The sequence below is a fragment of the Janthinobacterium kumbetense genome, assembly GCF_023703445.1.
In the GTDB taxonomy this organism is placed as follows: Bacteria; Pseudomonadota; Gammaproteobacteria; order Burkholderiales; family Burkholderiaceae_D; genus Janthinobacterium; species Janthinobacterium kumbetense.
In genome coordinates this window covers 163,122-186,701 of the sequence record NZ_JAMQGR010000002.1, presented here as the reverse complement: position 1 = coordinate 186,701, position 23,580 = coordinate 163,122, and the positions used below count along the sequence as shown (strand labels likewise).

Sequence of the window (23,580 nt, the reverse complement as noted above, 5' to 3'; positions counted from 1 at the left end):
AAAAATGATCAACACTGATTTTTTATTCATGCAAAATAGGGCTTTTCCGTATTTGCTATGGTGACGGGTGCGGTGCTTAAACCTTGGGCGGCATAAGGCTGTTCCCGCATGGTGCGGCGCAATAAGATAAAATGGGCCTTTAGGGTCCAGTCCACATCGTCACCACACTCCATGAACGCTCCCGCACATATCCAAGCTTTACTGGCAGAAACGCCGAATGGTCCCGCAGCAAGCCGCCTGCGCGAAATCCCGTATAACTACACGTCGTTTTCCGATCGCGAGATCGTCATACGCCTGTTGGGGGAGGACTCCTGGCGCCTGCTCGACGAGCTGCGCGGCGCCCGCCAGACGGGCCGTTCGGCCCGCATGCTGTACGAGGTGCTGGGCGACATCTGGGTCGTGCGCCGCAATCCCTACCTGCAGGATGACTTGCTCGACAACCCGAAGCGCCGCCAGGGCTTGATCGATGCCTTGCATCACCGCCTGGCCGAAGTCGACAAGCGCCGCCTGTCCATCGACGCGGCCGGCGGCGACGTGGCCGCCAGTGGCGAAGCGCCGGAAGTGGCGCAAGCGCGCAGCGCCAACGTGGAGCTGCTGCTGAAAGCGGCCAGCAAGGCCGTGGCCGACTTTGGCGACGAATTCCGCAAGACCTACGACTTGCGCAAACGCACGGTCAAGGTACTGGGACGCTATACGGAAAAGCATAACGTCCGCTTCGACGGCATGACGCGCGTGTCGCACGTGACGGACGCCACCGACTGGCGCGTGGAATACCCGTTCGTCGTGCTCACGCCCGACACGGAAGAGGAAATGGCCGGCCTGGTGAAGGGCTGTATCGAGCTGGGGCTGACCATCATCCCGCGCGGCGGCGGCACCGGCTACACGGGCGGCGCGATTCCCCTGACGCCGATGTCGGCCGTCATCAACACGGAAAAACTCATCACCCTGGGCGCCGTGGAAATGACGGTCTTGCCGGGCCTCACGCACGAATACGCGACCATCAATTCGGGCGCCGGCGTGATCACGAACAAGGTGTCGGAAGCGGCGGAAAAGGCTGGTTTCGTGTTTGCCGTCGACCCGACGTCGGCGCACGCCTCTTGCATCGGCGGCAACGTCGCCATGAATGCGGGCGGCAAGAAAGCCGTGCTGTGGGGTACGGCGCTGGACAACCTGGCCTCGTGGCGCATGGTCGACCCGAACGGCGACTGGCTCGACGTCACGCGCCTCGACCATAACCTGGGCAAGATCCACGATATCGCACTGGCACGTTTCCAGCTGGAATGGCGTCACCCGAGCACGCGCGACGCGACGAAACCAAACGCGCCGTTCAAGACGGAAATCCTGGAAATTCCTGGCCGCAAGTTCCGCAAGGAAGGCCTGGGCAAGGACGTCACCGATAAATTCCTCGCCGGCTTGCCGGGCATCCAGAAGGAAGGCTGCGACGGCCTGATCACGTCGGCGCGCTGGATTCTGCACAAGATGCCGAAGTTCGCCCGCACCGTCTGCCTGGAATTCTTCGGCCAGGCGCGCGACGCGATCCCGTCGATCGTGGAAATCAAGGATTACCTCGACGGCTTGCCAGCGAAAGGCGAGCAATACACGACCATCCGCCTGGCGGGCCTGGAGCATCTGGACGAGCGCTACCTGCGCGCCGTCGGCTACGCCACCAAGTCGAAGCGGGGCGTGCTGCCGAAAATGGCCCTGTTCGGCGACATCGTCGGCGACGATGAAAATGCCGTCGCGCAAGCGGCATCGGAAGTGGTGCGCATCGCCAACACCCGCGTGGGTGAAGGCTTTGTCGCCGTCAGCCCGGAAGCGCGCAAGAAATTCTGGCTCGACCGGGCTCGCACGGCGGCGATCGCCAAGCACACGAATGCGTTCAAGATCAATGAAGATGTCGTGATCCCGCTCAATCGCATGGGTGAATACACGGATGGTATCGAACGCATCAATATCGAGTTGTCGATCAAGAATAAACTGCAATTGGCCGAGGCCCTCAGCGAATTCTTTGGCAAGGGTAATTTGCCAGTAGGCAAGAGCGACGATGCGTCCGACGACCGGGTCGACGATGCGGAAATGCTGGGCGACCGCGCCGAGCAGGCGCAGCAGCTGTTGGCGCAAGTGACGAGCCGCTGGACCTATCTGCTGGCCCAGCTGGACCGTCCGCTGGCGGACGTGAAAGGCGAATTGGCCGAACTGGGCATGGAACGCTTGCTGCCCGTGTTCGATGCGCGCCTGGAAACGCAGCCGGACGCCACCCTGTTCGACGTGGTGCAGGACCGCACCGTGCGCATTACCTGGAAGCAAGAGATCCGCGCCCAGCTGCGCCAGATCTTCAACGGCGCCGCGTTCAAGCTGATCCTGGACGAGGCGACGGCGATTCACGCGCGCATCTTGCGTAGCCGCGTGTTCGTCGCGCTGCACATGCATGCGGGCGATGGCAACGTGCACACGAACTTGCCCGTCAACTCGGACAATTACGAAATGCTGCAGGACGCCCACGAAGCCGTGGGCCGTATCATGATTTTGGCCCGCTCGCTCAATGGCGTGATTTCCGGCGAACACGGTATCGGCATCACCAAGCTGGAATTTTTGACGGAAGAAGAGATCGGCGAATTCCGCAGCTACAAGCAGCGCATCGATCCGGAAGGCCGGTTCAACAAGGGTAAATTGCTGAACCTGCCGGGCATGGGCGCCGACTTGCGCAATGCCTACACGCCATCGTTCGGCCTGATGGGGCATGAGTCCTTGATCATGCAGCAAAGCGATATCGGCGCCATCGCCGACAGCGTCAAGGATTGCTTGCGTTGCGGCAAGTGCAAACCCGTGTGTTCGACCCACGTGCCGCGCGCCAACTTGCTGTACTCGCCGCGCGACAAGATATTGGCGACCTCGTCCCTGATCGAAGCCTTCCTGTACGAAGAACAGACGCGCCGCGGTATTTCCATCAAGCATTGGGAAGAGTTCGAGGACGTGGCCGACCACTGCACGGTATGCCATAAATGCGTGACGCCTTGCCCGGTGAATATCGACTTCGGCGATGTGTCGATGAACATGCGCAATTTGTTGCGCAAGATGGACAAGAAGAGCTTCAATCCGGGCACCAAGGCCACGATGATGTTCCTCAACGCCACCGATCCCGTGACCATCAACGCCACGCGCAAGGTCATGATCGGCTGGGGTTACAAGGCGCAACGCCTGGGCCACGACTTGCTGAAGAAATTTGCCAAGAAGCAAACCAAAGCGCCGCCGCCATCGACGGGCAAGCCGCCCGTCAAGGCGCAGGTGATCCACTTCATCAACAAGAAAATGCCGGGCAACCTGCCGAAGAAATCGGCACGCGCGCTGCTCGATATCGAAGACGACAAGGTCATTCCGATCATCCGCAATCCGAAGACGACGACGGCCGATACGGAAGCCGTGTTCTACTTCCCCGGTTGCGGTTCGGAACGTTTGTTCTCGCAAGTGGGCCTGGCCACGCAGGCGATGCTGTGGGAAGTGGGCGTGCAGACGGTCTTGCCGCCGGGCTACCTGTGCTGCGGTTATCCGCAGCGCGGCGCGGGCGAGTTCGACAAGGCCGAGAAGATGATGACGGATAACCGCGTCCTGTTCCACCGCATGGCCAATACGCTCAATTACCTGGACATCAAGACGGTGCTCGTGTCGTGCGGCACTTGCTACGACCAGCTGGCGACGTATCAGTTTGAAAAGATTTTCCCCGGCTGCCGCATCATGGATATCCATGAGTATTTGCTGGAGAAAAACGTCAAGCTGGAAGGCGTCAACGGCACCCGTTATATGTACCACGAGCCATGCCACAATCCGATGAAGCTGCAGGAATCGGGCAAGACCATCAATTCCCTGATCAGCACGGTAGACAACGTGAAGATCGAGAAGAATGACCGTTGCTGCGGCGAATCGGGTTCGCTGGCCGTCACGCGCCCGGACATCTCCACGCAAGTGCGTTTCCGCAAGGAAGAAGAGATGGTCAAGGGCGCCGACAAGCTGCGCGGCGACGGTTTCACGGGCGACGTCAAAATCCTCACCAGCTGCCCGTCGTGCCTGCAAGGCTTGTCGCGCTACAATGACGATTCGGGCACGACGGCCGACTACATCGTCGTCGAGATCGCCAAACACTTGCTGGGAGAGAACTGGATGCCGGATTACGTGAAACGCGCCAATGACGGCGGCATCGAACGGGTGCTCGTGTGATGTCTACGAGTTGCGATCTGTGCAACTTGCTGGACGGCTACGCCAACAAGCAGGCTCTGGAGACCTTGCTGTGGCGCAGCGAGCGCTTGTCTGTCGTGGCTGTCGACGACCCTAGCTACCCCGGCTTTTGCCGTGTGATCTGGAACAAGCACGTGAAGGAAATGACGGATTTGACGCCCGGTGAGCGCAACTACGTCATGGAAGTCGTGTGGCAAGTTGAACTGGCCGTGCGGGAAGTGATGCAGCCGGAAAAGGTGAATGTCGCCAGTTTCGGCAACATGACGCCGCACGTGCATTGGCACGTGATTCCCCGCTACCGCGACGACGCGCATTTCCCGAACCCCAGCTGGGCGGTGATCCAGCGCGAAACGGCGCCCGAGGTGCTGGCCGCGCGCCGCGCCCTGTTGCCGGCCTTGCGCGACGCCATCCTTCAACGTTTATCCGCATAAAGTATTGTCATGACTGAAAAAGCAGCAACACCCCAACCCACCGGCTTGATCGTGCACAACCAGTCGCGCGTGCTCGACGTGGCGTTCGACGACGGCAGCGAATTTGCCTTGCCGTTCGAATACCTGCGCGTGTACTCGCCGTCGGCCGAAGTGCAGGGCCATGGCAAGGGCCAGGAAACCTTGCAATTAGGTAAGCGTCTGGTCGGCATCACGGGTCTGGAGCCGGTCGGCAACTACGCCGTGCAGCCCACCTTCAGCGATGGCCACAATTCCGGCCTGTACACCTGGGCATATCTGTACAAGCTGGGCGCCGAGCAAGCGACCCTGTGGCAGGATTACCTGGATCGCCTGGCAGCCGCCGGTTACCCGGGCGACAGCGGCCGCGACGCCAAGGCGGACATGACGGTCAAGCAATCTTCCGGCGGTCATGTCCATGGACCCAGTTGCGGGCACAAACATTAAAACACCTGAAAAACCTACTGCGCGTCGCCATTTGCGGCCGCCGATGCTCACTGTGCTCAAGCACAGTTCCGCTTCTCGGCCACAACTTGCTTCCGCTCGCTACGGTTTTTTAGGTGTTTAGAAAAAATAATGCGGTAATCTTGTCGGATTGCCGCCGCCCCGTTCGTCGTATGGATGCCCGCGCTTGCGGGCATTTTTCTTTTGGAGAAGAGACTATGGAATACATGATCCTGATCTACGCCGACGAGGCGCGCTATGCCGCCATGGAAGAGGGCCAGATGGCCAGCCTGATGGCCGACTTTGTCAGCTATACGCAGGACCTGGAGGCGGCGGGCGTGATGCGCGGCGGCGCCGAGCTGGCGCCTGTGCGCAACGCCACCAGCGTGCGTGTGCAAAACGGCAAGCCTGTCATCACGGATGGGCCGTTCGCGGAAACCAAGGAGCAGCTGGGCGGCTATTACCTGCTGGACTGCGCCCACCTGGACGAGGCGCTGGCCTGGGCCGGGCGTTGCCCGGCGGCTTCCCTGGGCACCATCGAAGTGCGGCCTGTCACGGCATAAACATGGCCGGCGACGCCATTGCGGCCGTCGAACACGTCTTTCGCCAGGAAAAGGGCAGGGTGCTGGCCGGCCTGATGCGGCGTTTCGGCGACCTGGGCCTGGCGGAAGATGTGTTGCAGGAAGCGTGCCGCAAGGCGCTGGAACTGTGGCCGCAGGCGGGCATCCCGTCCAATCCCGCGGCCTGGCTCAGCTCGGTGGCGCGCAACGCGGGCCTCGATCACGTGCGCCGCGCGGGCAAGAGCGTCAGCGAGGCCGAGGCCGTGCTGTCCTGTCTGCCGGCGGCCATGCTTGATGAAACGCAAGCCATCGAGGACGACCGCCTGCGCCTGCTGTTCATCTGCTGCCATCCCGCGCTGGCGCCCGAGGCGCAGGTGGCGCTGGCCTTGCGCACCCTGTGTGGCTTGTCCACGGGAGAGATCGCGCGCGCCTTCGGCGTGGCGGAAGCGGCCCTGTCGCAGCGGCTATTGCGCGCCAGGCGCAAGATCGCCGAAGCGCGCATCCCTTTCGAGTTGCCGCCGGCCCAGGATTGGCCGCAACGGCTGGCGCAAGTGCAGCACGTGATTTATCTGGTGTTCAGCGAAGGCTATTGCGCCAGCGGCGGCGATAGCCTGCTGCGCGCCGACCTGTGCGCGGAAGCGCTGCGCCTGGGGCGGCTGCTCGACAGCCTGCAGCCCGGCCAGCCGGAAGTACAGGGGCTATTGGCCTTGCTGCTGTTGCAAGCGTCGCGCGGCCCGGCCCGCCTCTCGCCCGCAGGCCAGTTGTTGACCCTGGAAGAGCAGGACCGCCGCCTGTGGCAGGCGGATTTGATTGCCGAAGGGCTGGCCGTGTTGGCGCAAGCCTTGCCGGCGTGCGCGCCGGGGCCATACCAGTTGCAGGCGGCAATTGCCGCCCTGCACGCCAGGGCCGTCACGGCCAGCCAGACGGACTGGCGCCAGATCAGCGCCCTGTATGGCGCCTTGCTGCGGCACAAGCCGGAACCCTTGATCTTGCTCAATGCCGTGATCGCCTGCGCGATGGCGCATGGCACAGAGCACGGCCTGGCGTGGCTCGAACGCCTGGAAGCTGTGCCAAGCCTTGCCAATTCGCATTATCTGCACGCGGCCCGGGCCGACTTGCTGCGCCGCCAGGGCGACCGCCCAAGAGCGCTGGCGGCGTATGCCCGGGCAGCCATGCTGGCTGCGAATGCAGTGGAAAGGCAATACCTTCTCCGGCGTCACGGGGAAATGCGCCTGCCGCTTGTATAATGCTCCCAAGTTCAAACAGACTGCCTACCATGACCAATACGACCCATTTCGGATACAAAACAGTTGCAGAAGACGACAAAGTGCGCGAAGTCGCCAAGGTGTTCCATTCCGTCGCTGCCAAATACGACGTGATGAACGACTTGATGTCGGGCGGGCTGCACCGTCTGTGGAAGACGTTTACCATTGCCAACGCGGGCGTGCGCCCCGGTTTCAAGGTGCTCGACATCGCCGGCGGCACGGGCGACCTGTCGAAGGCGTTCGCCAAGCAGGCGGGCCCTACCGGCGAAGTCTGGTTGACCGATATCAATGAATCGATGTTGCGCGTAGGCCGCGACCGCCTCTTGAATCGCGGCTTGCTCACCCCCACCTTGTTGTGTGACGCGGAAAAACTGCCATTCCCCGACAATTATTTCGACCGGGTCAGCGTGGCCTTTGGCTTGCGCAACATGACGCACAAGGATGTGGCGCTGGCGGAAATGCGCCGCGTGCTGAAACCGGGCGGCAAGCTGCTGGTGCTGGAGTTTTCCAAGGTGGCGGCGCCCCTGCAAAAGCCGTACGACCTGTATTCGTTCTCGGTCTTGCCGTGGTTCGGACAGAAAATCGCCGGCGACGCGGAAAGCTATCGCTACCTGGCAGAATCGATCCGCATGCATCCGGACCAGGAAACGCTGAAGACCATGATGGAAACGGCGGGCCTGGAGCGGGTGCAGTACTACAATTTGACGGCAGGCATTGCCGCTTTGCATACCGGCATCAAGATGTAACTCAAGCTGTAACTCACCAAGCCGGTGATTTTAGGAGATGGAATGAAATTGAAGAAATTTATGGTCGGCATGATGCTGGCCGCGACCACGGTATCCATGCTGGGCGAGGCGCTGGCCCGTCCCATGGGCGGTGGCCGTTCGTTTGGCCGCCAGTCGCAAAACGTGGGCCGCCAGGCGCCTGCTCCGGCACCAACCCCGGCGCCGGCCGCCGCGCCACGCCAGGCGCAACCTGCGCCAGCCCCCGCGCCGGCCCCTGCCGCCAAGGCACCGAGCCGCTGGAAGGGCTTGCTGGGCGGCGCCTTGCTGGGCCTGGGTCTGGGCGCCTTGCTGTCGCACTTTGGCCTGGGCGGCGCCCTGGCCAGCATGATCAGCACCCTGTTGATGGTGGCCTTGCTGGCCGGCGTGGCGTTCTTCATCTACCGCATGGTACGTGGCAAACGCGACAATAATGCCGGCGGCAATGCGCCGTTTGCCGGTTTTGGCGGCAACCAGCCTGCGCCAGCGGGCAACGTGCCTGACATCGGTTCGCGCATCCCGCCGCTGCCGCCGCTGCAACCCGTCTCGTCCGGCGTAGGCCTGGACAAGCCGGCGCCGGCTGCCGCGCCATGGGGCGTACCAAGCGACTTCGACAAGGACGCCTTCCTGCGCCACGCGAAAAGCAATTTCATTCGCCTGCAAGCGGCCTGGGACAAGGCGGACGTCAACGATATCCGCGAATTCACGTCGCCGGAAGTGTATGCGGAACTGCGCATGCAAATCCAGGAACGGGGCGCGCAGCCAGACTTTACGGATGTCGTCACCGTCGATGCCGAACTGCTGGGGATCGAAACGAGCGTCAACGACTACCTGGCCAGCGTGAAGTTTACGGGCCTGATCCGTTCGGCGCCGGGCGCCGCAGCGGAACCGTTCGCGGAAGTGTGGAATATGTCGAAACCCGTCAGCGGCAATAGCGGCTGGGTTCTGGCAGGCATCCAGCAATTGAATTAATTGTAAAAACTTGCTGAATAATGGCTTAAGTCCATGCGGAATGCATGATGCTTGACAGATATTTCCTGCTGAACTGGTAAGATCGAAACCGCCCACCTTGTTTGATGGGCGGTTTTTTCTTTTTGGGGGCGCGCGCGGCGCGCAGTATATAGATGGCACCACTTTCCGATCTCTCCCTGATGACGCCCGTCATCGCGACAATCAACCACTTGCTGGCGCAGGAGCCGTGGGCGCGCCAGCAACTGGCCGTGCACGCCGGCAAGCTGGCCTGCATCGACACGGGCGCCGTGGCCTTGCGTCTGCGCGTCGACAGCGCCGGCATGCTGGAAGCGGCGCCGGCCGACATGCCGGCCAACGTCACCATCCGCGTGAAATTGTCCGACGTGCCGCTGATCCTGCAAAACCGCGAGCGGGCGTTCTCCTACGTCAAGATCGAAGGCGATGCCGAGTTTGCCAATGCGATTTCCCAATTGAGCAAGGGCTTGCGCTGGGAGGCCGAGCACGACCTGGAAAAGGTCGTCGGCCCCATGCTGGCCACGCGCCTCGTTTCCGGCGCGAAGGATGCGGCCGCCTTTGTGCGCACGGGCCAGCAAAAGCTGGCGGAAAACGTGGCCGAATATTTTCTCGACGAACAGCCCATGCTGATCCGTCCTTCTACCCTGCAAGAGTATTCCGCTGGCGTGACACGCGTGCGCGATGACGTCGAACGCCTGGCCAAGCGCCTTGCCCGGCTGGAAAAGGCGGTCGCCGCCGTCCAGCCGCAGCCCTCCTCACCGGATTTGTCTACATGATATTGAAATTCCTGCGCCTGTTTAAAATCATCCGTGTTTCCATCAAGTACGGCCTGGATGAGATAGCGATTTCTGGTCTGCAAGTTCCCCGCACCGCCAAATTGATCGATACCCTGATTTTCTGGCGTGACCTGTCGTCGCCGCGGGGCTTGCGCCTACGCCTGGCGCTGGAAGAGCTGGGTCCGATTTTCGTCAAATTTGGCCAGGTGCTGTCGACCCGGCGCGACCTGATGCCGCTCGACATCGCCGAAGAGCTGGCGCGCCTGCAAGACCGGGTGCCGCCGTTCGATTCCGACCTGGCCGTCGCCCAGATCACCAAGTCCCTGGGCGCGCACCCGGATCAATTGTTTGCCCGCTTCGAGCGCGAACCGGTGGCGTCCGCCTCGATTGCCCAGGTGCACTTCGCCACCCTGAAAGATGGCCGCGAAGTGGCCGTGAAGGTCTTGCGTCCAGGCATGAAAAAGCTGATCGACGAAGACGTGGCCCTGATGCATATCGCCGCCGACTGGACCAGCCGCCTGTGGGCCGACAGCAAGCGCCTGAAACCGAAAGAGGTGGTGGGCGAGTTCGACAAATACCTGCACGACGAGCTGGACCTGATGCGCGAGGCGGCCAACGCTAGCCAGCTGCGCCGCAACTTCGCCAACTCGGACTTGCTGCTGGTGCCGGAAATGCACTGGGATTACTGTTCCAGCAGCGTCATCGTCATGGAACGCATGTATGGGATTCCCGTGTCGCAGACGGAGCGCCTGGTGGCGGCCGGCGTGGATTTGCGTAAACTCTCCAGCGATGGCGTGGAGATTTTCTTCACGCAAGTGTTCCGCGATGGCTTTTTCCATGCGGACATGCATCCGGGCAATATTCTCGTGTCGATCGCGCCCGAATCCTTCGGCCGCTACATCGCGCTGGACTTCGGCATCGTCGGCACCCTGAACGACTACGACAAGGATTATCTGTCGCAAAACTTCCTCGCTTTCTTCCGCCGCGACTATAAGCGCGTGGCCGAGGCGCATATCGAATCGGGCTGGGCGCCGAAGGATACGCGCGTCGATGAGCTGGAAGCGGCCGTGCGCGCCTGCTGCGAGCCCATCTTCGACCGTCCGCTGAAAGATATTTCTTTTGGGCAAGTGTTGCTGCGCCTGTTCCAGACCTCGCGCCGCTTCAATGTGGAAGTGCAGCCGCAACTGGTGCTGCTGCAAAAGACCCTGCTCAATATCGAGGGCCTGGGCCGCCAGCTGGACCCGGAACTGGACCTGTGGCAAACGGCCAAGCCCTACCTGGAAAAATGGATGAGCAACCAGGTGGGGCCGCAAGGCTTCATGGAGCGCCTGCGCGCGGAGGCGCCCCGCTACGCGCACATCTTCCCGCAACTGCCGCGCTTGCTGCACCAGGCCTTGACGGTGCATGGCGAACCGCGCGAAAACGAGGTGGAACTGATGAAAACCTTGCTCGCAGAGCAACGCCAGACGAACCGCCTGCTGAGCTTTATCGTCTACTTCGTGGGCGCTTTCGCGCTCGGCGCGCTGGGCTTGCAAGTGTTCATGCGCTGGCATCAACTGCCGTTTTAACTGGCTGAGGACGTAAGTGATGGCTGACTTCCATACCCGCGACCCGCTCTCGCCCGCCTTCTGGGACGAGCGTTTCGAGAAGCAATTCACGCCTTGGGACCACGGCGGCGTGCCCGCGCGCCTGCGACGCTTCGTTGCCGGCAGCCCGGCGCCGCTGCGCTGCCTGATTCCCGGCTGCGGCTCGGCGTATGAGCTGGTCTTCATGCTGGAACACGGCTGGGATGCTACGGCCATCGACTTTTCACCGGCCGCCGTGGCGGCCGCGCGCATCCAGCTGGGTGAGCGGGCAGGGCGGGTGGTGGAAGCGGATTTCTTTGCCTGGGAACCCGATGCGCCGCTGGACCTGATCTATGAACGGGCTTTCCTGTGCGCCATGCCGCGCGCCATGTGGCCGCAAGTGGCGGCCCGCTGGGCGCAGCTGCTGGCGCCCGGTGCCATGCTGGCCGGCTATTTCTTCTTTGACGACAATGCCAAGGGGCCGCCGTTCGGCATATCGCGTGAGACACTGCAGGAATTGCTGGCGCCGCATTTCGATTGCCTGGCCGACGACGCCGTCGACGATTCCATCGCCGTCTTCGCCGGCAAGGAGCGCTGGATGAGCTGGCGCCGCCGGGCGGACTGAGGCGGGCGGGGCAATTTCCGCTGGCGACAAAGGAAAAGCTTTATAATTCAGGGTTTTTGATGATTTTCTCGGAGTAGAGATGCCGATTTACGCTTACCGTTGTGACGAGTGTGGTTTTGCCAAGGACGTCTTGCAAAAGATCTCCGATCCAGTACTGACGGTGTGCCTGTCGTGCGGCAAGCCCAGTTTCAAGAAGCAATTGACGGCCGCCGGTTTCCAATTGAAGGGCACCGGCTGGTACGCGACCGATTTCCGCGGCGGCACGGCGCCCACCACGGCCATTCCGACGGGCCCGGCCGATAACGCCAAACCCGCCCCGGCAGCAGAGAGCGCGCCTGCCGCGGCCCCTGCGCCCGCCCCGGCTGCCGCTGCGCCGAAAGCGGACTGAAAAGCGCGCCGCGCCGATACGATCCCTTACCGAGAAACCGATGCGTAAATACTTTATTACCGGATTACTGATTTTGGTGCCCCTGGCCATTACGGCCTGGGTCCTGAATCTGGTCATCAGCACGATGGACCAGTCGCTGTTGCTGGTGCCCGGCAGTACGCAGCCCAGCGTCTGGTTCGGCCGCCAGATTCCCGCGCTGAGCACCATTCCCGGCCTGGGCACGGTATTGACGGTACTGATCGTGTTCTTCACGGGCTTGCTGACGAATAACCTGGTCGGCAATTACGTGGTGAAACTGTGGGAAAAATTGCTGCAACGCATACCCATCGTCAATTCCCTGTATTCGAGCGTCAAGCAAGTGTCGGATACCCTGTTTTCCCCGTCGGGCAATGCCTTCCGCAAGGCCGTGCTGGTGCCGTATCCGCACCAGAACTCCTGGACCATCGCTTTCCTGACCGGCGTGCCGGGCGGCGATGCGGCAAACCACCTGGTGGGCGACTATGTCAGCGTGTACGTGCCGACGACGCCGAATCCGACATCGGGCTTTTTCCTGATGATGAAGCGCAGCGATGTCGTCGAACTCGACATGAGCGTCGATGCGGCGCTCAAATATATCGTCTCGATGGGCGTGGTGGCGCCTGCGGAAGTTGTTGCTGTACCGGCCCCGGCAGCCAAAGAATAAAGGCAGGCGTCCCATGCGGGACGTGGCCGGATTGAACACTCACTAACCTGAACTGAGAATTTTATGTCTATGCGTACTGAATACTGCGGCCTCGTTACCGAAGCCATGCTGGGACAAACCGTCAGCCTGTGCGGCTGGGTACATCGCCGCCGCGACCACGGCAGCCTGATTTTCATCGACTTGCGCGACCGTGAAGGCCTGGTGCAAATCGTTTGCAACCCGGAACAAGCGGAGATGTTCAAGGTCGCCGAAGCCGTGCGCAACGAATTCTGCCTGCGCGTGACGGGCGTCGTGACCAACCGTATCGAAGGCACGATCAACAACAACTTGAAATCGGGCAAGATCGAAGTGGTCTGCTCGGAGCTGGAAGTGCTGAACCCTTCCGTGCCCGTGCCGTTCCAGCTGGACGACGACAACCTGTCGGAAACGACGCGTCTGACGCACCGCGTGCTGGACCTGCGCCGCCCGCAAATGCAAAACAACCTGCGCCTGCGCTACAAGGTGACGATGGAAGTGCGCAAGTACCTCGACGCGCTGGGCTTCATCGACATCGAAACGCCGATGCTGACCAAGTCGACGCCAGAAGGCGCGCGCGATTACCTGGTGCCGTCGCGCGTGAACGCGGGCAGCTTCTTTGCCTTGCCGCAATCGCCACAGTTGTTCAAGCAACTGTTGATGGTCGCCAACTTCGACCGTTATTACCAGATCACCAAGTGCTTCCGCGACGAAGACTTGCGCGCTGACCGCCAGCCTGAATTCACGCAGATCGATTGCGAAACCTCGTTCCTGACGGAACAGGAAATCCGCGACCTGTTCGAAGACATGATCCGCGTCGTCTTCAAGAACACGCTGAACATCGACTTGCCGAACCCGTTCCCGGTGATGGATTTCGCCGAAGCAATGGGCCTGTACGGCTCCGACAAGCCGGACATGCGCGTCAAGCTGGCCTTCACGGACTTGACCGAAGTCATGAAGTCGGTCGAATTCAAGGTCTTCAACGGCGCCGCCAACATGAAGGGCGGCCGCGTGGTCGCCCTGCGCGTACCGCAAGGCGGCAGCATGCCCCGTTCGGAAATCGACGCCTACACCCAGTTCGTCGCCATCTACGGCGCCAAGGGCTTGGCTTACATCAAGGTCAACGAGAAAGCCAAGGGCCCTGAAGGATTGCAGTCGCCGATCGTCAAGTTCCTGCCTGCCGACGTGCTGGCCACGATCCTGGAGCAGACGGGTGCGCAAGACGGCGACCTGATCTTCTTCGGCGCGGACAAGGCCAAGGTCGTCAACGACGCCATCGGCGCGCTGCGCGTGAAAATCGGCCACAGCGAATTCGGCAAGAAAGCCGGCCTGTTCGAAGACGTGTGGAAGCCATTGTGGGTGGTCGACTTCCCGATGTTCGAGCATGACGAAGAAGCGGACCGCTGGACGGCGACCCACCATCCATTCACGGCGCCGAAAGACGGCCATGAAGACATGCTTGAAAGCGATCCGGGCGCCTGCATCGCCAAGGCCTACGACATGGTCTTGAACGGCTGGGAACTGGGTGGCGGTTCGATCCGTATTCACCGCGAAGAAGTGCAAAGCAAGGTCTTCCGCGCGTTGAAGATCGACGCCGAAGAAGCGCAGCTGAAATTCGGCTTCCTGCTCGACGCCCTGCAATACGGCGCGCCACCGCATGGCGGCCTGGCATTCGGCCTGGACCGTATCGTGACCATGATGACGGGTTCCGAATCGATCCGCGACGTGATCGCTTTCCCGAAAACCCAGCGCGCGCAAGATTTGCTGACCCATGCGCCGTCGGAAGTTGACGAGAAGCAACTGCGTGAACTGCACATCCGTTTGCGCAGCACCGAGCCAAAAGTAGTGTAATGAAGCATGCGGCTGCCCAGGCAGCCGCTACCGTTCTACTTGCTGAGGCAAAAAAAGGCGCTGCGAGGCGCCTTTTTCATTCTTGATATGAGCCATAAAATTCCCGTTTCCGTGCTGGTCGTCATCCATACGGCTGACCTAGACGTCTTGCTGATCGAGCGCGCGGGCCAACCCGGTTTCTGGCAATCCGTGACGGGTTCCGTCGACGCTGTCGACGAACCGCTGCTGCAGACGGCCGCGCGCGAACTGGCGGAAGAAACCGGCATCGTTGTCGATGGGCACGATATCGTGCTGCGCGACTGGAACTTGTCGAATGTGTACGAGATCTATCCGATCTGGCGCCACCGCTATGCGCCGGGCGTGACGCGCAACACGGAACACGTGTTCAGCGTGCAAGTGCCGCGCGACATCGCCGTCACCCTGAGTCCGCGCGAGCATTTGCAGCATGCGTGGCTGCCTTACTTGGCGGCGGCCGACCGCTGTTTCTCGTCGTCCAACGCGGAAGCGATCTTGCAATTGCCGGCCATGACGGGTCTGGCGCGTCCCACCTGATTTCCCTAGAAAGCATTCCATGTTGAACTGGTTACATTTGACTGCGCAGCAAAAACTGCTGGGCACCCTGGGCATCGTTTTTTGCCTGTGCTTTATCTTCCTGCTGTTCAGCTCCACCGTGCCCGGCCGCACGCCGCCGATCGGCATGCCGCTGATGGCCATCGGCTGGCTGCTGCACCCGGGTGCGTTTGCCAAGGGCAAGCGCACCGTGGCCTGGCGCGGCGCGCCGTTGCTGGTCAAGATCGTCTGGGCGGCGGGCATCACGGCGCTGATCGTCAGCGTGACGGCGGGCGTGGGACGCATGCTGGCCTGATTGTGGGTTTTAGGTGCGCACGCGCACCTACGCCGGCGCCGCGCGGGGCCTGTCTGGGAGTAGAATCAATGCATGAAAATCCGCGTAGCAACTTATAATATACACAAGGGTGTCTCCTCCGTGCGGGGCTTGCCCCGCGTGCATGCTTTAAAGCAGGCGATTGCCCTGTTCCATGCCGATGTTGTCTTTTTGCAAGAGGTGCAAGGCAAGCACGACCGCAACGCGGCCCGCTATGGCGCCGAGAAAAACGGCCACAAGCATTGGCCGGAAGCGTCGCAGCACGAGTTCTTTGCCGGCCCCGAGCACCATTCCGCCTACGGCATGAATGCCGTATATGACCATGGCCACCATGGCAACGCCTTGCTGAGCAAGTTTCCCATCGCTTCGCAAACCAACCACGACGTGTCCGACCATGCCTACGAGCAACGCGGCATCCTGCATTGCGTGCTCAAGACGCCGCAGGCCGACGTGCATTGCTACGTCGTCCACCTGGGCCTGTTCGAGTCGGGGCGGGGCCGCCAGACGCAGGCGCTGATCGACGCCGTCATGGAATCGGCGCCGAATGGCGAGCCCGTCATCATTGCGGGCGATTTCAACGATTGGCGCAACACGCTCAGCGACAAGCTGCGCAATGCGCTTGGCGTGGTGGAAGTGTTTGACCAGCGCGCGTCGAACTCGGCCCTGGGCGACCTGGTGCGCACCCTGGCGCGGCGCCAGACGAAAACGCCGATCCCCGTGCCGGCGCGCACCTTTCCCGCCGCCTTGCCGTGGTTCCGCCTGGACCGCATCTATGTGCGCGGTTTCCACGTGGAAGGCGCGCAAGTGATGCACGGCACCCTGTGGGCCAAACTGTCGGACCACGCGCCGATAGTTGCTGCTTTGAAACTCGCGTAGACTGCCGGCATGCGCACAGTCAATTTCATCGCCCACAACGACATCCAGCTGCTGTATTGCGGCACCGATTACTTTCCAGCCTTGATCGCCGCCATCGACGGCGCGCGCTCGGAAGTGTATTTTGAAACGTATATCTTTGCCGACGACGCCACGGGCGCCCTGGTGCTCGATGCGCTCAAGCGTGCCGCCGCGCGCGGCGTGCTGGTGTGCATGATCACGGACTGGTTCGGCACGGGCAACCGCCGGGTCAACGCCATGCATGCAGAGCTGGAAGCGGCGGGCGTGCACCACCGCATCTTCAATCCGTGGTTCCGGCGCGGCATCACGCGGACGCACCGCAAGATTTGCGTGGCCGATGGCGAAATCGCGCTGGTGGGCGGCATCAATATCAACGACGACATGTTTTGCGACTACGACCACAACATCAGCCTGGAAGCGCCGCGCTGGGATTTCGCCGTGCAGGTGAAGGGCCCGCTGGTGGACGCCATCCACGAGGAAGTGCAGGCGCAGTGGGCAAGATTGGGCAAGATGAACCTGGTGCGGCGTATCAAGCTGTACCGCAAGATGCGCGTCGTCAGCAAGGAGCTGGCGAAGAACCCGGTGGTGGCCGGCTTTGTCGTGCGCGATAACCTGCGCAACCGCCGCACCATCCAGCGCGCCTATCTGCAGGCGCTGGGCCAGGCGAGGAAAAGCGTGATGCTGGCCAACCCGTATTTCGCGCCCGGCCACAAGCTGCGCCGCGCCCTGGCCCAGGCGGCCCAGCGGGGCGTGGACGTGGTGCTGTTGATCGGCGTGGGCGAATTCCGCATGCAGGACGCCGTGGCGCATTCGTTTTATCCGAAGCTGCTGGCCGCCGGCGTGAAAATCGTCGAATACCGCAAGACGCAGCTGCACGCCAAGGTGGCCGTCGTCGACGATGACTGGGCGACGGTCGGTTCCAGCAACATCGATGCGCTGAGCCTGTTCCTGAACCAGGAAGCGAACGTGGTCATCAAGGATGTGGCGTTCGCGCAAAGCTTGCGCCAGCACATCGAGCAGGGTGTCGCCGACGGCATCGTGATTCACCAGGATGATTTCAAGCACATCGGCCGTTTCCGGCGCATCGGCTATGAAGCCGCGTTTCTCGTGTACCGGCTGGTGATGCGCATTTTTTCAGTAGGCAAGTACGCATGAATGAGATGACAACGGTAAGGCTGGACAAATGGCTGTGGGCGGCGCGCTTCTTCAAGACGCGCTCGCTGGCCAGCGAGGCCGTCGACACGGGGAAAGTTAAAGTGGGCGGCGAGCGTGTGAAACCGGCGCGCAGCCTGCGCTTGGGTGACGAGCTGGCCATCGACAATGGCGCGGAGACATGGGAAGTGGCCGTGCTGGGCTTGTCCGACAAGCGCGGCGCGGCGCCTGTGGCGCGCCTGCTGTACGGGGAAACGCCGGCCAGCATCGCCCGCCGCGAGCAGCTGGCCGAGGAGCGCAAGCTGTTCCGCGAGCCAGGCACCACCATCAAGGGGCGGCCGACCAAGCGCGATCGCCGTCAATTGAGCAAGGCAGGCGACCTTTCCTGAGGCTCGCCTGATGTGGAGCGGCAAGGGCGCGCGACGCTTTTGCCCTCCTGAAATCGCTGTAAACACGCAGCCTGAAAATGCTGCGCTGCACCAATAGAACGCCGGCTCTAAAGTTCCCGTTTGACTTTTACGTGGTAGTGGATAATAGTACGAGCGTTCGGATTTTTTCGAAGCGTGCTTTTTTTTACCCTCGCTTCAGTCCGCCAAATCGGCAACATCACTTTTAGAACGGACCTCTTGAATACTTCAGTCAAATTCATGCGCAAGGGCGAACTGACCCGTGCAGCCATCCTCGACGTGGCGCTGGACTTGTCCAGCCGCGACGGCCTGGAAGGCCTGACCATTGGGTTGCTTGCGGACAAAATGAACATGAGCAAGTCGGGCGTGTTTGCCCACTTTGGCTCGCGCGAAGACTTGCAGATGGAAGTGCTGAAGCTTTACCACTATCGTTTCGAGCAAGAAGTCTTTTTTCCCAGCATGAAAGAACCACGCGGCATCCAGCGCCTGCAATCGATGTTTGCGCGCTGGGTCAAGCGGGTCAGCGTGGAAATCGCATCGGGCTGTATCTATATCAGCGGCGCCGTCGAGTATGACGACCGTCCCGGTCCCATCCGTGAAGCCCTGGTGGCCATGGTGCGGGCCTGGCAGGGCGCGCTGCTGCGCTGTGTCGAGCAATCGATCGCCACGGGCGACCTGAAAGCGGACACGGATGCCCAGCAGCTGGTGTACGAGATGTATGGCCTGATCCTGGCCCTGCATCACGATGCGCGCTTCCTGCGCGTGCCGGGCAGCATCGAACGGGCGCAAGCGGGTTTTGTCCGCCTGCTGGCGTCGTACCAGAATTCCGTCACAAGCAAATAAGCCGTCAGGCAGTATCCGCAACAACGCACACGCACTTACAAGTACAACACTTTAGCTAATCGCCTTCAGGAGAAAATTATGGGTCAATACGTCGCGCCAATCCGGGATATGCAATTCGTCCTGCATGAGTTCCTGCAAGTGGAAGAAGAACTGAAGCAAATGCCGTCGTACGCCGACGTCGATGCCGACATCATCAACCAGGTGCTGGAAGAGGGCGGCAAATTCACCTCCGAAGTATTGTTCCCGCTGAACCACTCCGGCGACCGCGAAGGGTGCCACCACGACCCCGTCACGAAAAGCGTGACCACGCCGAAAGGTTTCAAGGAAGCCTACAAGCAGTACGTTGAAGGCGGCTGGGCGGCCCTGGCGTGCGATCCGGAATATGGCGGCCAGGGCTTGCCTGTCGTGCTGAACAATTCGTTCTATGAAATGCTGAACTCGTCGAACCAGGCCTGGTCCATGTACCCAGGCCTGTCGCACGGCGCCTACGAGTGCCTGAAGGAACACGGCACCGACCACCAGAAGGAAGTGTATCTGCCGAAGCTGGTGTCGGGCGAATGGACGGGCACCATGTGCCTGACCGAACCGCACTGCGGCACCGACCTGGGCCTGCTGCGCTCGAAAGCGCTGCCTGAGGCGGACGGTTCCTGGACCATCACCGGCAACAAGATCTTCATCTCGGCCGGCGAGCACGACATGGCGGAAAACATCCTGCACCTGGTGCTGGCCCGCGTGCCGGACGCGCCGGAAGGCTCGAAAGGCATTTCGCTGTTCCTGGTGCCGAAATTCCTGCCGAACGCGGATGGCACGGTCGGTGAGCGCAACCCGATCACCTGCGGCGCCATCGAAGAAAAAATGGGCATCCACGGCAATTCGACCTGCCAGATGAACCTGGACGGCGCGAAAGGCTGGATCATCGGCCAGCCGAACAAGGGCCTGAACGCCATGTTCGTCTTCATGAACGCGGCCCGCCTGGGCGTGGGCATGCAGTCGCTGGGCCTGACGGAAATCGCTTACCAGAACGCGCTGATCTACGCCAAGGACCGCACGCAAATGCGTTCGCTGTCCGGTATCAAGAACCCGGAACTGCCGGCCGACCGCATCATCGTGCACCCTGACGTGCGCCGCATGCTGTTGACCGGTAAAGCCTACGCCGAAGGCGCGCGTGCTTTCACCTCCTATGTGGCGCTGCAGATCGACCGCGAACTGCACCACCCAGACGCCGACGTGCGCAAGGAAGCGGCCGATGAAGTGGCGCTGCTGACGCCTGTCATCAAGGCCTTCATCACCGACAACGCCTGGATCGCCACTTCGGACGCGATGCAAGTGTTCGGCGGCCATGGCTACATCTCGGAATGGGGCATGGAGCAGTATGTGCGCGACGCGCGCATCAACATGATCTACGAAGGCACGAACACGATCCAGTCGCTGGACCTGTTGGGCCGCAAGATCCTGGGCGACAACGGCGCCAAGCTGCGCAAGTTCGGCGAAAAGATCAAGGCTTTCGTCGAAGACAACGGTACCGATGAAGCGATGAGCGAATTCGTTACGCCACTGGGCGACCTGGGCGACAAAGTCACCAAGCTGACCATGGAAATCGGCATGAAGGCATTCCAGAATCCGGACGAAGTGGGCGCGGCATGCGTGCCTTACCTGCGCGTCGTCGGCCACATGATCTACAGCTACCTGTTCGCGCAGATGGCCAAGATCGCCCTCGAAAAAGAATCCAGCGGCGACAAGTTCTACACCGCCAAACTGGCTACCGCACGTTTCTACTTCGCCCGTTTGCAGCCTGAAACGGCAACCCTGATCCGTCAGGCGCGTTCCGGTTCGGCCAACCTGATGGCACTCGACGCAGACCTGTTCTAAGACTTGAGGAAAATATGACCAATTTCATCGTTAAAAAAGTAGCCGTCCTCGGCGCCGGCGTGATGGGCGCGCAGATCGCCGCCCATTGCATCAACGCGAAAGTGCCGGTCGTGCTGTTCGACCTGCCGGCCAAGGAAGGCCCGAAGAATGGCATCGTGCTGCGCGCCATCGAGAACCTGAAAAAGCTGTCGCCTGCGCCGCTGGGCAACAAGGATGACGCCGCGCTGATCCAGGTCGCCAACTACGAAGACAACCTGGACCTGCTGGCCGGTTGCGACCTGATCATCGAAGCCATCGCTGAGCGCATGGACTGGAAACACGACCTGTACCAGAAGGTGGCCCCGCACATCGGCCCGAACGCGATCTTCGCCTCGAACACCTCGGGCCTGTCGATCACCAAGCTGGCCGAAGGCTTCGACGCCGACCTGAAATCGCGCTACTGCGGCGTGCACTTCTTCAACCCGCCGCGCTATATGCACCTGGTCGAGATCATCCCGACCGAGTTCACCAAGCCGCAGATCGCCGACCAGCTGGAAGGCTTCCTGACCACCACCCTGGGCAAGGGCGTGGTCCGCGCCAAAGACACGCCGAACTTCATCGCCAACCGCGTTGGCGTGTTCGGCATCCTGGCCATCGTGCACGAAGCCGAAAAATTCGGCCTGTCCGTGGACGTCGTCGATGATTTGACGGGCGCCAAGCTGGGCCGCGCCAAGTCCGGCACCTTCCGCACGGCGGACGTGGTGGGCCTGGACACCATGGGCCATGTGATCAAGACCATGCAGGACTACCTGCCGAACGACCCGTTCGCTGCCGTCTACAAGACGCCGGCCGTCCTGGCATCGCTGGTGGAAAAAGGCGCGCTGGGCCAGAAGAGCGGCGCAGGTTTCTACAAGAAGGTCGGCAAGGAAATCCAACGCCTGGACTTCGCCACCGGTGAATACGTGGCCGGCGGCGCCAAGGCTGCCGACATCATCGCCCGCATCCTGAAGGAAAAGGATCCGGTCAAGAAGATGAAGGCGCTGCGCGAATCGACGAACCCGCAAGGCCAGTTCCTGTGGGCGATCTTCCGCGACGCTTTCCACTACATCGCCATCCATCTGGACACCGTGGCCGACAATGCGCGCGACATCGACTTCGCCATGCGCTGGGGCTTCGGCTGGAACGTGGGTCCGTTTGAAACGTGGCAGGCATCGAACTGGCTGCAAGTGGCCAACTGGGTCAAGGAAGACATCGACGCCGGCCACGCGCTGTGCAATGCACCGCTGCCAGCCTGGGTCTTCGAAGGCCCGGTCGCTGAACAAGGCGGCGTGCACACGCCGGAAGGCTCGTACTCCGCCGTGTCGAACAGCTTCGTGCCACGTTCGACCCTGGCCGTGTACGACCGCCAGCCGTTCCGCGCGCCCGTTTTTGGCACCAACTTGGGCAGCGGCGCCATCGACGGCAAGACCGCCGGCACCACCGTCTTCGAAGACGAATCCGTGCGCGTCTGGCATACGGGCGACGATGTATTGATCATCTCGTTCAAGACGAAGATGCACGTGATCGGCGAAGGCGTGATCAATGGCCTGAAACTGGCGCTGGCCGAAGCGGAAAAGAACTTCAAGGGCCTGGTGATCTGGCACGCCGACGCAGCCGAAGGCGGCGCCTTCTCGGCCGGCGCCGACCTGCAATCGGCCCTGCCGGCGTTCATGCAAGGCGGCGTGAAAGCCGTCGATCCGATCATCGCCGAACTGCAGAACACCTTCATGTCGCTGAAATACGCGAACGTGCCGGTGATCGCCGCGGTCGCTGGCCTGGCACTGGGCGGCGGTTGCGAGCTGGCGCTGCATGCGTCGAAGCGCGTGGCCTCGATCGAGTCGTACATCGGCCTGGTGGAAGTGGGCGTGGGCCTGATTCCAGCCGGCGGCGGCCTGAAGGAAGCGGCGCAGCGCGCCTACAAGGAAGCCAAGGGTAACGACATCCTGCAATTCCTGAAAACGGGCTTCACCAATGCAGCTACCGCCAACGTGTCGAAATCGGCGCTGGAAGCGAAGAAAATGGGCTACCTGAAGGAAGACGACGTGATCGTGTTCAACGCCTATGAGCTGCTGCACGTGGCCAAGGTCGAAGCGCGCGCCATGTTCGACGCGGGCTTCCGTCCGCAACTGCCGTCGCTGATCCAGGTGACGGGCCGTTACGGCTGGGGCACCATCAAGGCGCAGCTGGTCAACATGCGCGACGGCGGCTTCATTTCGGCGCACGATTTCAAGCTGGGCGAGATGATCGCCGAGATCGTATCGGGCGGCGACGTGGACCAGGGCAGCTTCGTCAGCGAACAGTGGCTGCTGGATATGGAACGCAAGGCATTCCTGGAGCTGTTGAACCATCCGAAAACCCAGGAACGGATCATGGGCATGATGCAAACCGGTAAACCGGTACGCAACTAAGCACAACGTCGATGACGATCCTGTCCCTGGTTTTTAGAGTATTACTGCGCGTGAGGCCAAGCATGGTGTATGACCGTATCAAACAACAGATGATGGACACCTTGCCCTTCGTGCGGCTGCTGGGGATCAGCATCGACGACATCGGCGCCGGCACCTCGAAGGTGTCGCTGCCGGAAGATCCAAAACTGAATAATCACCTGGGCACGCAGCATGCGGGCGCCTTGTTTACCCTGGCCGAAACGGCTTCCGGCGCTGCCATGGCTGGCGGCTTCGCCGAGCTGATACTGGGCTTGCGCCCGGTGGCCAAGGAGTCGCGCATCCAGTACCAGAAGGTGGCCCGGGGCGCGACGCGCGCCGAAGGCCGGGTACCGGGCGACCTGGCTGCACTGAAGGCGCAGCTGGCGCAGGACGGCAAGGTGGCGTTTCCCGTGGAAGTCGATATCTTCGACTCCGAAGGCACGCTGGCGGCACAGGTGACGGTGGACTGGTATTTGTCGCAGAAGCGATAAGC

Annotated in this window: 22 protein-coding genes; all 22 read left to right on the top strand. The window is 61.6% G+C overall.

The window, feature by feature from the left end; genetic code table 11:
* Positions 1 to 171: 171 nt before the first annotated feature.
* The 22 genes from NCG91_RS08215 to NCG91_RS08110 all read left to right on the top strand — a co-directional run bounded on the left by NCG91_RS08215 (position 172) and on the right by NCG91_RS08110 (position 23,578).
* On the top strand, positions 172 to 4,212 hold the full coding sequence (locus NCG91_RS08215) for a DUF3683 domain-containing protein (protein WP_099665683.1): 4,041 nt from the start codon (positions 172 to 174) through the stop codon (positions 4,210 to 4,212).
* Positions 4,212 to 4,661, top strand: a complete 450-nt coding sequence (locus NCG91_RS08210) for an HIT family protein (RefSeq protein WP_251349347.1) — start codon at positions 4,212 to 4,214, stop codon at positions 4,659 to 4,661. Before NCG91_RS08215 ends, NCG91_RS08210 begins: the two co-directional genes overlap by 1 nt.
* A gap of 9 nt (positions 4,662 to 4,670) precedes the next feature.
* A complete protein-coding gene (locus NCG91_RS08205; protein ID WP_251349346.1) occupies positions 4,671 to 5,123 on the top strand; it encodes a gamma-butyrobetaine hydroxylase family protein in 453 nt (150 codons plus the stop codon).
* Positions 5,124 to 5,338: 215 nt separating this feature from the next.
* Positions 5,339 to 5,683 carry a YciI family protein gene (locus NCG91_RS08200; protein WP_251349345.1) on the top strand — a complete coding sequence of 115 codons (345 nt, stop codon included), beginning with the start codon at positions 5,339 to 5,341 and terminating at the stop codon, positions 5,681 to 5,683.
* A 2-nt stretch (positions 5,684 to 5,685) separates the two neighbouring features.
* A complete protein-coding gene (locus NCG91_RS08195) occupies positions 5,686 to 6,927 on the top strand; it encodes an RNA polymerase sigma factor (protein ID WP_251349344.1) in 1,242 nt (413 codons plus the stop codon).
* Positions 6,928 to 6,956: 29 nt separating this feature from the next.
* Positions 6,957 to 7,691: a bifunctional demethylmenaquinone methyltransferase/2-methoxy-6-polyprenyl-1,4-benzoquinol methylase UbiE gene (gene ubiE / locus NCG91_RS08190; protein WP_034753359.1), complete on the top strand. Its 735-nt coding sequence runs from the start codon at positions 6,957 to 6,959 to the stop codon at positions 7,689 to 7,691.
* A gap of 42 nt (positions 7,692 to 7,733) precedes the next feature.
* On the top strand, positions 7,734 to 8,678 hold the full coding sequence (locus NCG91_RS08185) for a Tim44 domain-containing protein (RefSeq protein ID WP_251349343.1): 945 nt from the start codon (positions 7,734 to 7,736) through the stop codon (positions 8,676 to 8,678).
* A 152-nt stretch (positions 8,679 to 8,830) separates the two neighbouring features.
* Positions 8,831 to 9,469: a ubiquinone biosynthesis accessory factor UbiJ gene (locus NCG91_RS08180; protein ID WP_251349342.1), complete on the top strand. Its 639-nt coding sequence runs from the start codon at positions 8,831 to 8,833 to the stop codon at positions 9,467 to 9,469.
* On the top strand, positions 9,466 to 11,037 hold the full coding sequence (ubiB, locus tag NCG91_RS08175; protein ID WP_099665676.1) for a ubiquinone biosynthesis regulatory protein kinase UbiB: 1,572 nt from the start codon (positions 9,466 to 9,468) through the stop codon (positions 11,035 to 11,037). Before NCG91_RS08180 ends, ubiB begins: the two co-directional genes overlap by 4 nt.
* 19 nt (positions 11,038 to 11,056) lie before the next feature.
* The gene (locus NCG91_RS08170) at positions 11,057 to 11,659 is read left to right on the top strand and encodes a methyltransferase (RefSeq protein WP_251349341.1); all 603 of its coding nucleotides are present in this window, start codon (positions 11,057 to 11,059) and stop codon (positions 11,657 to 11,659) included.
* A gap of 79 nt (positions 11,660 to 11,738) precedes the next feature.
* Positions 11,739 to 12,047, top strand: a complete 309-nt coding sequence (locus NCG91_RS08165; protein WP_077398979.1) for an FmdB family zinc ribbon protein — start codon at positions 11,739 to 11,741, stop codon at positions 12,045 to 12,047.
* Positions 12,048 to 12,087: 40 nt separating this feature from the next.
* Positions 12,088 to 12,729 (top strand): DUF502 domain-containing protein, encoded by a 642-nt coding sequence (locus tag NCG91_RS08160; protein WP_077398981.1) that lies wholly within the window; start codon positions 12,088 to 12,090, stop codon positions 12,727 to 12,729.
* Between the two features lie 63 nt (positions 12,730 to 12,792).
* A complete protein-coding gene (aspS, locus tag NCG91_RS08155; protein ID WP_180278639.1) occupies positions 12,793 to 14,595 on the top strand; it encodes an aspartate--tRNA ligase in 1,803 nt (600 codons plus the stop codon).
* 87 nt (positions 14,596 to 14,682) lie between these two features.
* The gene (nudB, locus tag NCG91_RS08150; protein ID WP_251349340.1) at positions 14,683 to 15,147 is read left to right on the top strand and encodes a dihydroneopterin triphosphate diphosphatase; all 465 of its coding nucleotides are present in this window, start codon (positions 14,683 to 14,685) and stop codon (positions 15,145 to 15,147) included.
* A gap of 19 nt (positions 15,148 to 15,166) precedes the next feature.
* Entirely contained in the window at positions 15,167 to 15,460 is a 294-nt protein-coding gene (locus NCG91_RS08145; protein ID WP_046682130.1) for a hypothetical protein, read from the top strand.
* A 72-nt stretch (positions 15,461 to 15,532) separates the two neighbouring features.
* Entirely contained in the window at positions 15,533 to 16,354 is an 822-nt protein-coding gene (locus NCG91_RS08140; RefSeq protein ID WP_251349339.1) for an endonuclease/exonuclease/phosphatase family protein, read from the top strand.
* A gap of 9 nt (positions 16,355 to 16,363) precedes the next feature.
* Entirely contained in the window at positions 16,364 to 17,527 is a 1,164-nt protein-coding gene (gene clsB, locus NCG91_RS08135) for a cardiolipin synthase ClsB (RefSeq protein WP_099665671.1), read from the top strand.
* The gene (locus NCG91_RS08130; protein ID WP_099665670.1) at positions 17,524 to 17,913 is read left to right on the top strand and encodes an RNA-binding S4 domain-containing protein; all 390 of its coding nucleotides are present in this window, start codon (positions 17,524 to 17,526) and stop codon (positions 17,911 to 17,913) included. Before clsB ends, NCG91_RS08130 begins: the two co-directional genes overlap by 4 nt.
* A 258-nt stretch (positions 17,914 to 18,171) precedes the next feature.
* Positions 18,172 to 18,774, top strand: coding sequence for a TetR/AcrR family transcriptional regulator (locus NCG91_RS08125; protein ID WP_070278980.1), 603 nt, complete (start codon positions 18,172 to 18,174; stop codon positions 18,772 to 18,774).
* A 78-nt stretch (positions 18,775 to 18,852) separates the two neighbouring features.
* The gene (locus NCG91_RS08120) at positions 18,853 to 20,643 is read left to right on the top strand and encodes an acyl-CoA dehydrogenase C-terminal domain-containing protein (protein WP_034753387.1); all 1,791 of its coding nucleotides are present in this window, start codon (positions 18,853 to 18,855) and stop codon (positions 20,641 to 20,643) included.
* Positions 20,644 to 20,657: 14 nt separating this feature from the next.
* Positions 20,658 to 23,069 carry a 3-hydroxyacyl-CoA dehydrogenase/enoyl-CoA hydratase family protein gene (locus NCG91_RS08115; protein ID WP_251349338.1) on the top strand — a complete coding sequence of 804 codons (2,412 nt, stop codon included), beginning with the start codon at positions 20,658 to 20,660 and terminating at the stop codon, positions 23,067 to 23,069.
* A 62-nt stretch (positions 23,070 to 23,131) separates the two neighbouring features.
* Positions 23,132 to 23,578, top strand: a complete 447-nt coding sequence (locus NCG91_RS08110; RefSeq protein ID WP_099665668.1) for a PaaI family thioesterase — start codon at positions 23,132 to 23,134, stop codon at positions 23,576 to 23,578.
* Positions 23,579 to 23,580: the final 2 nt, after the last annotated feature.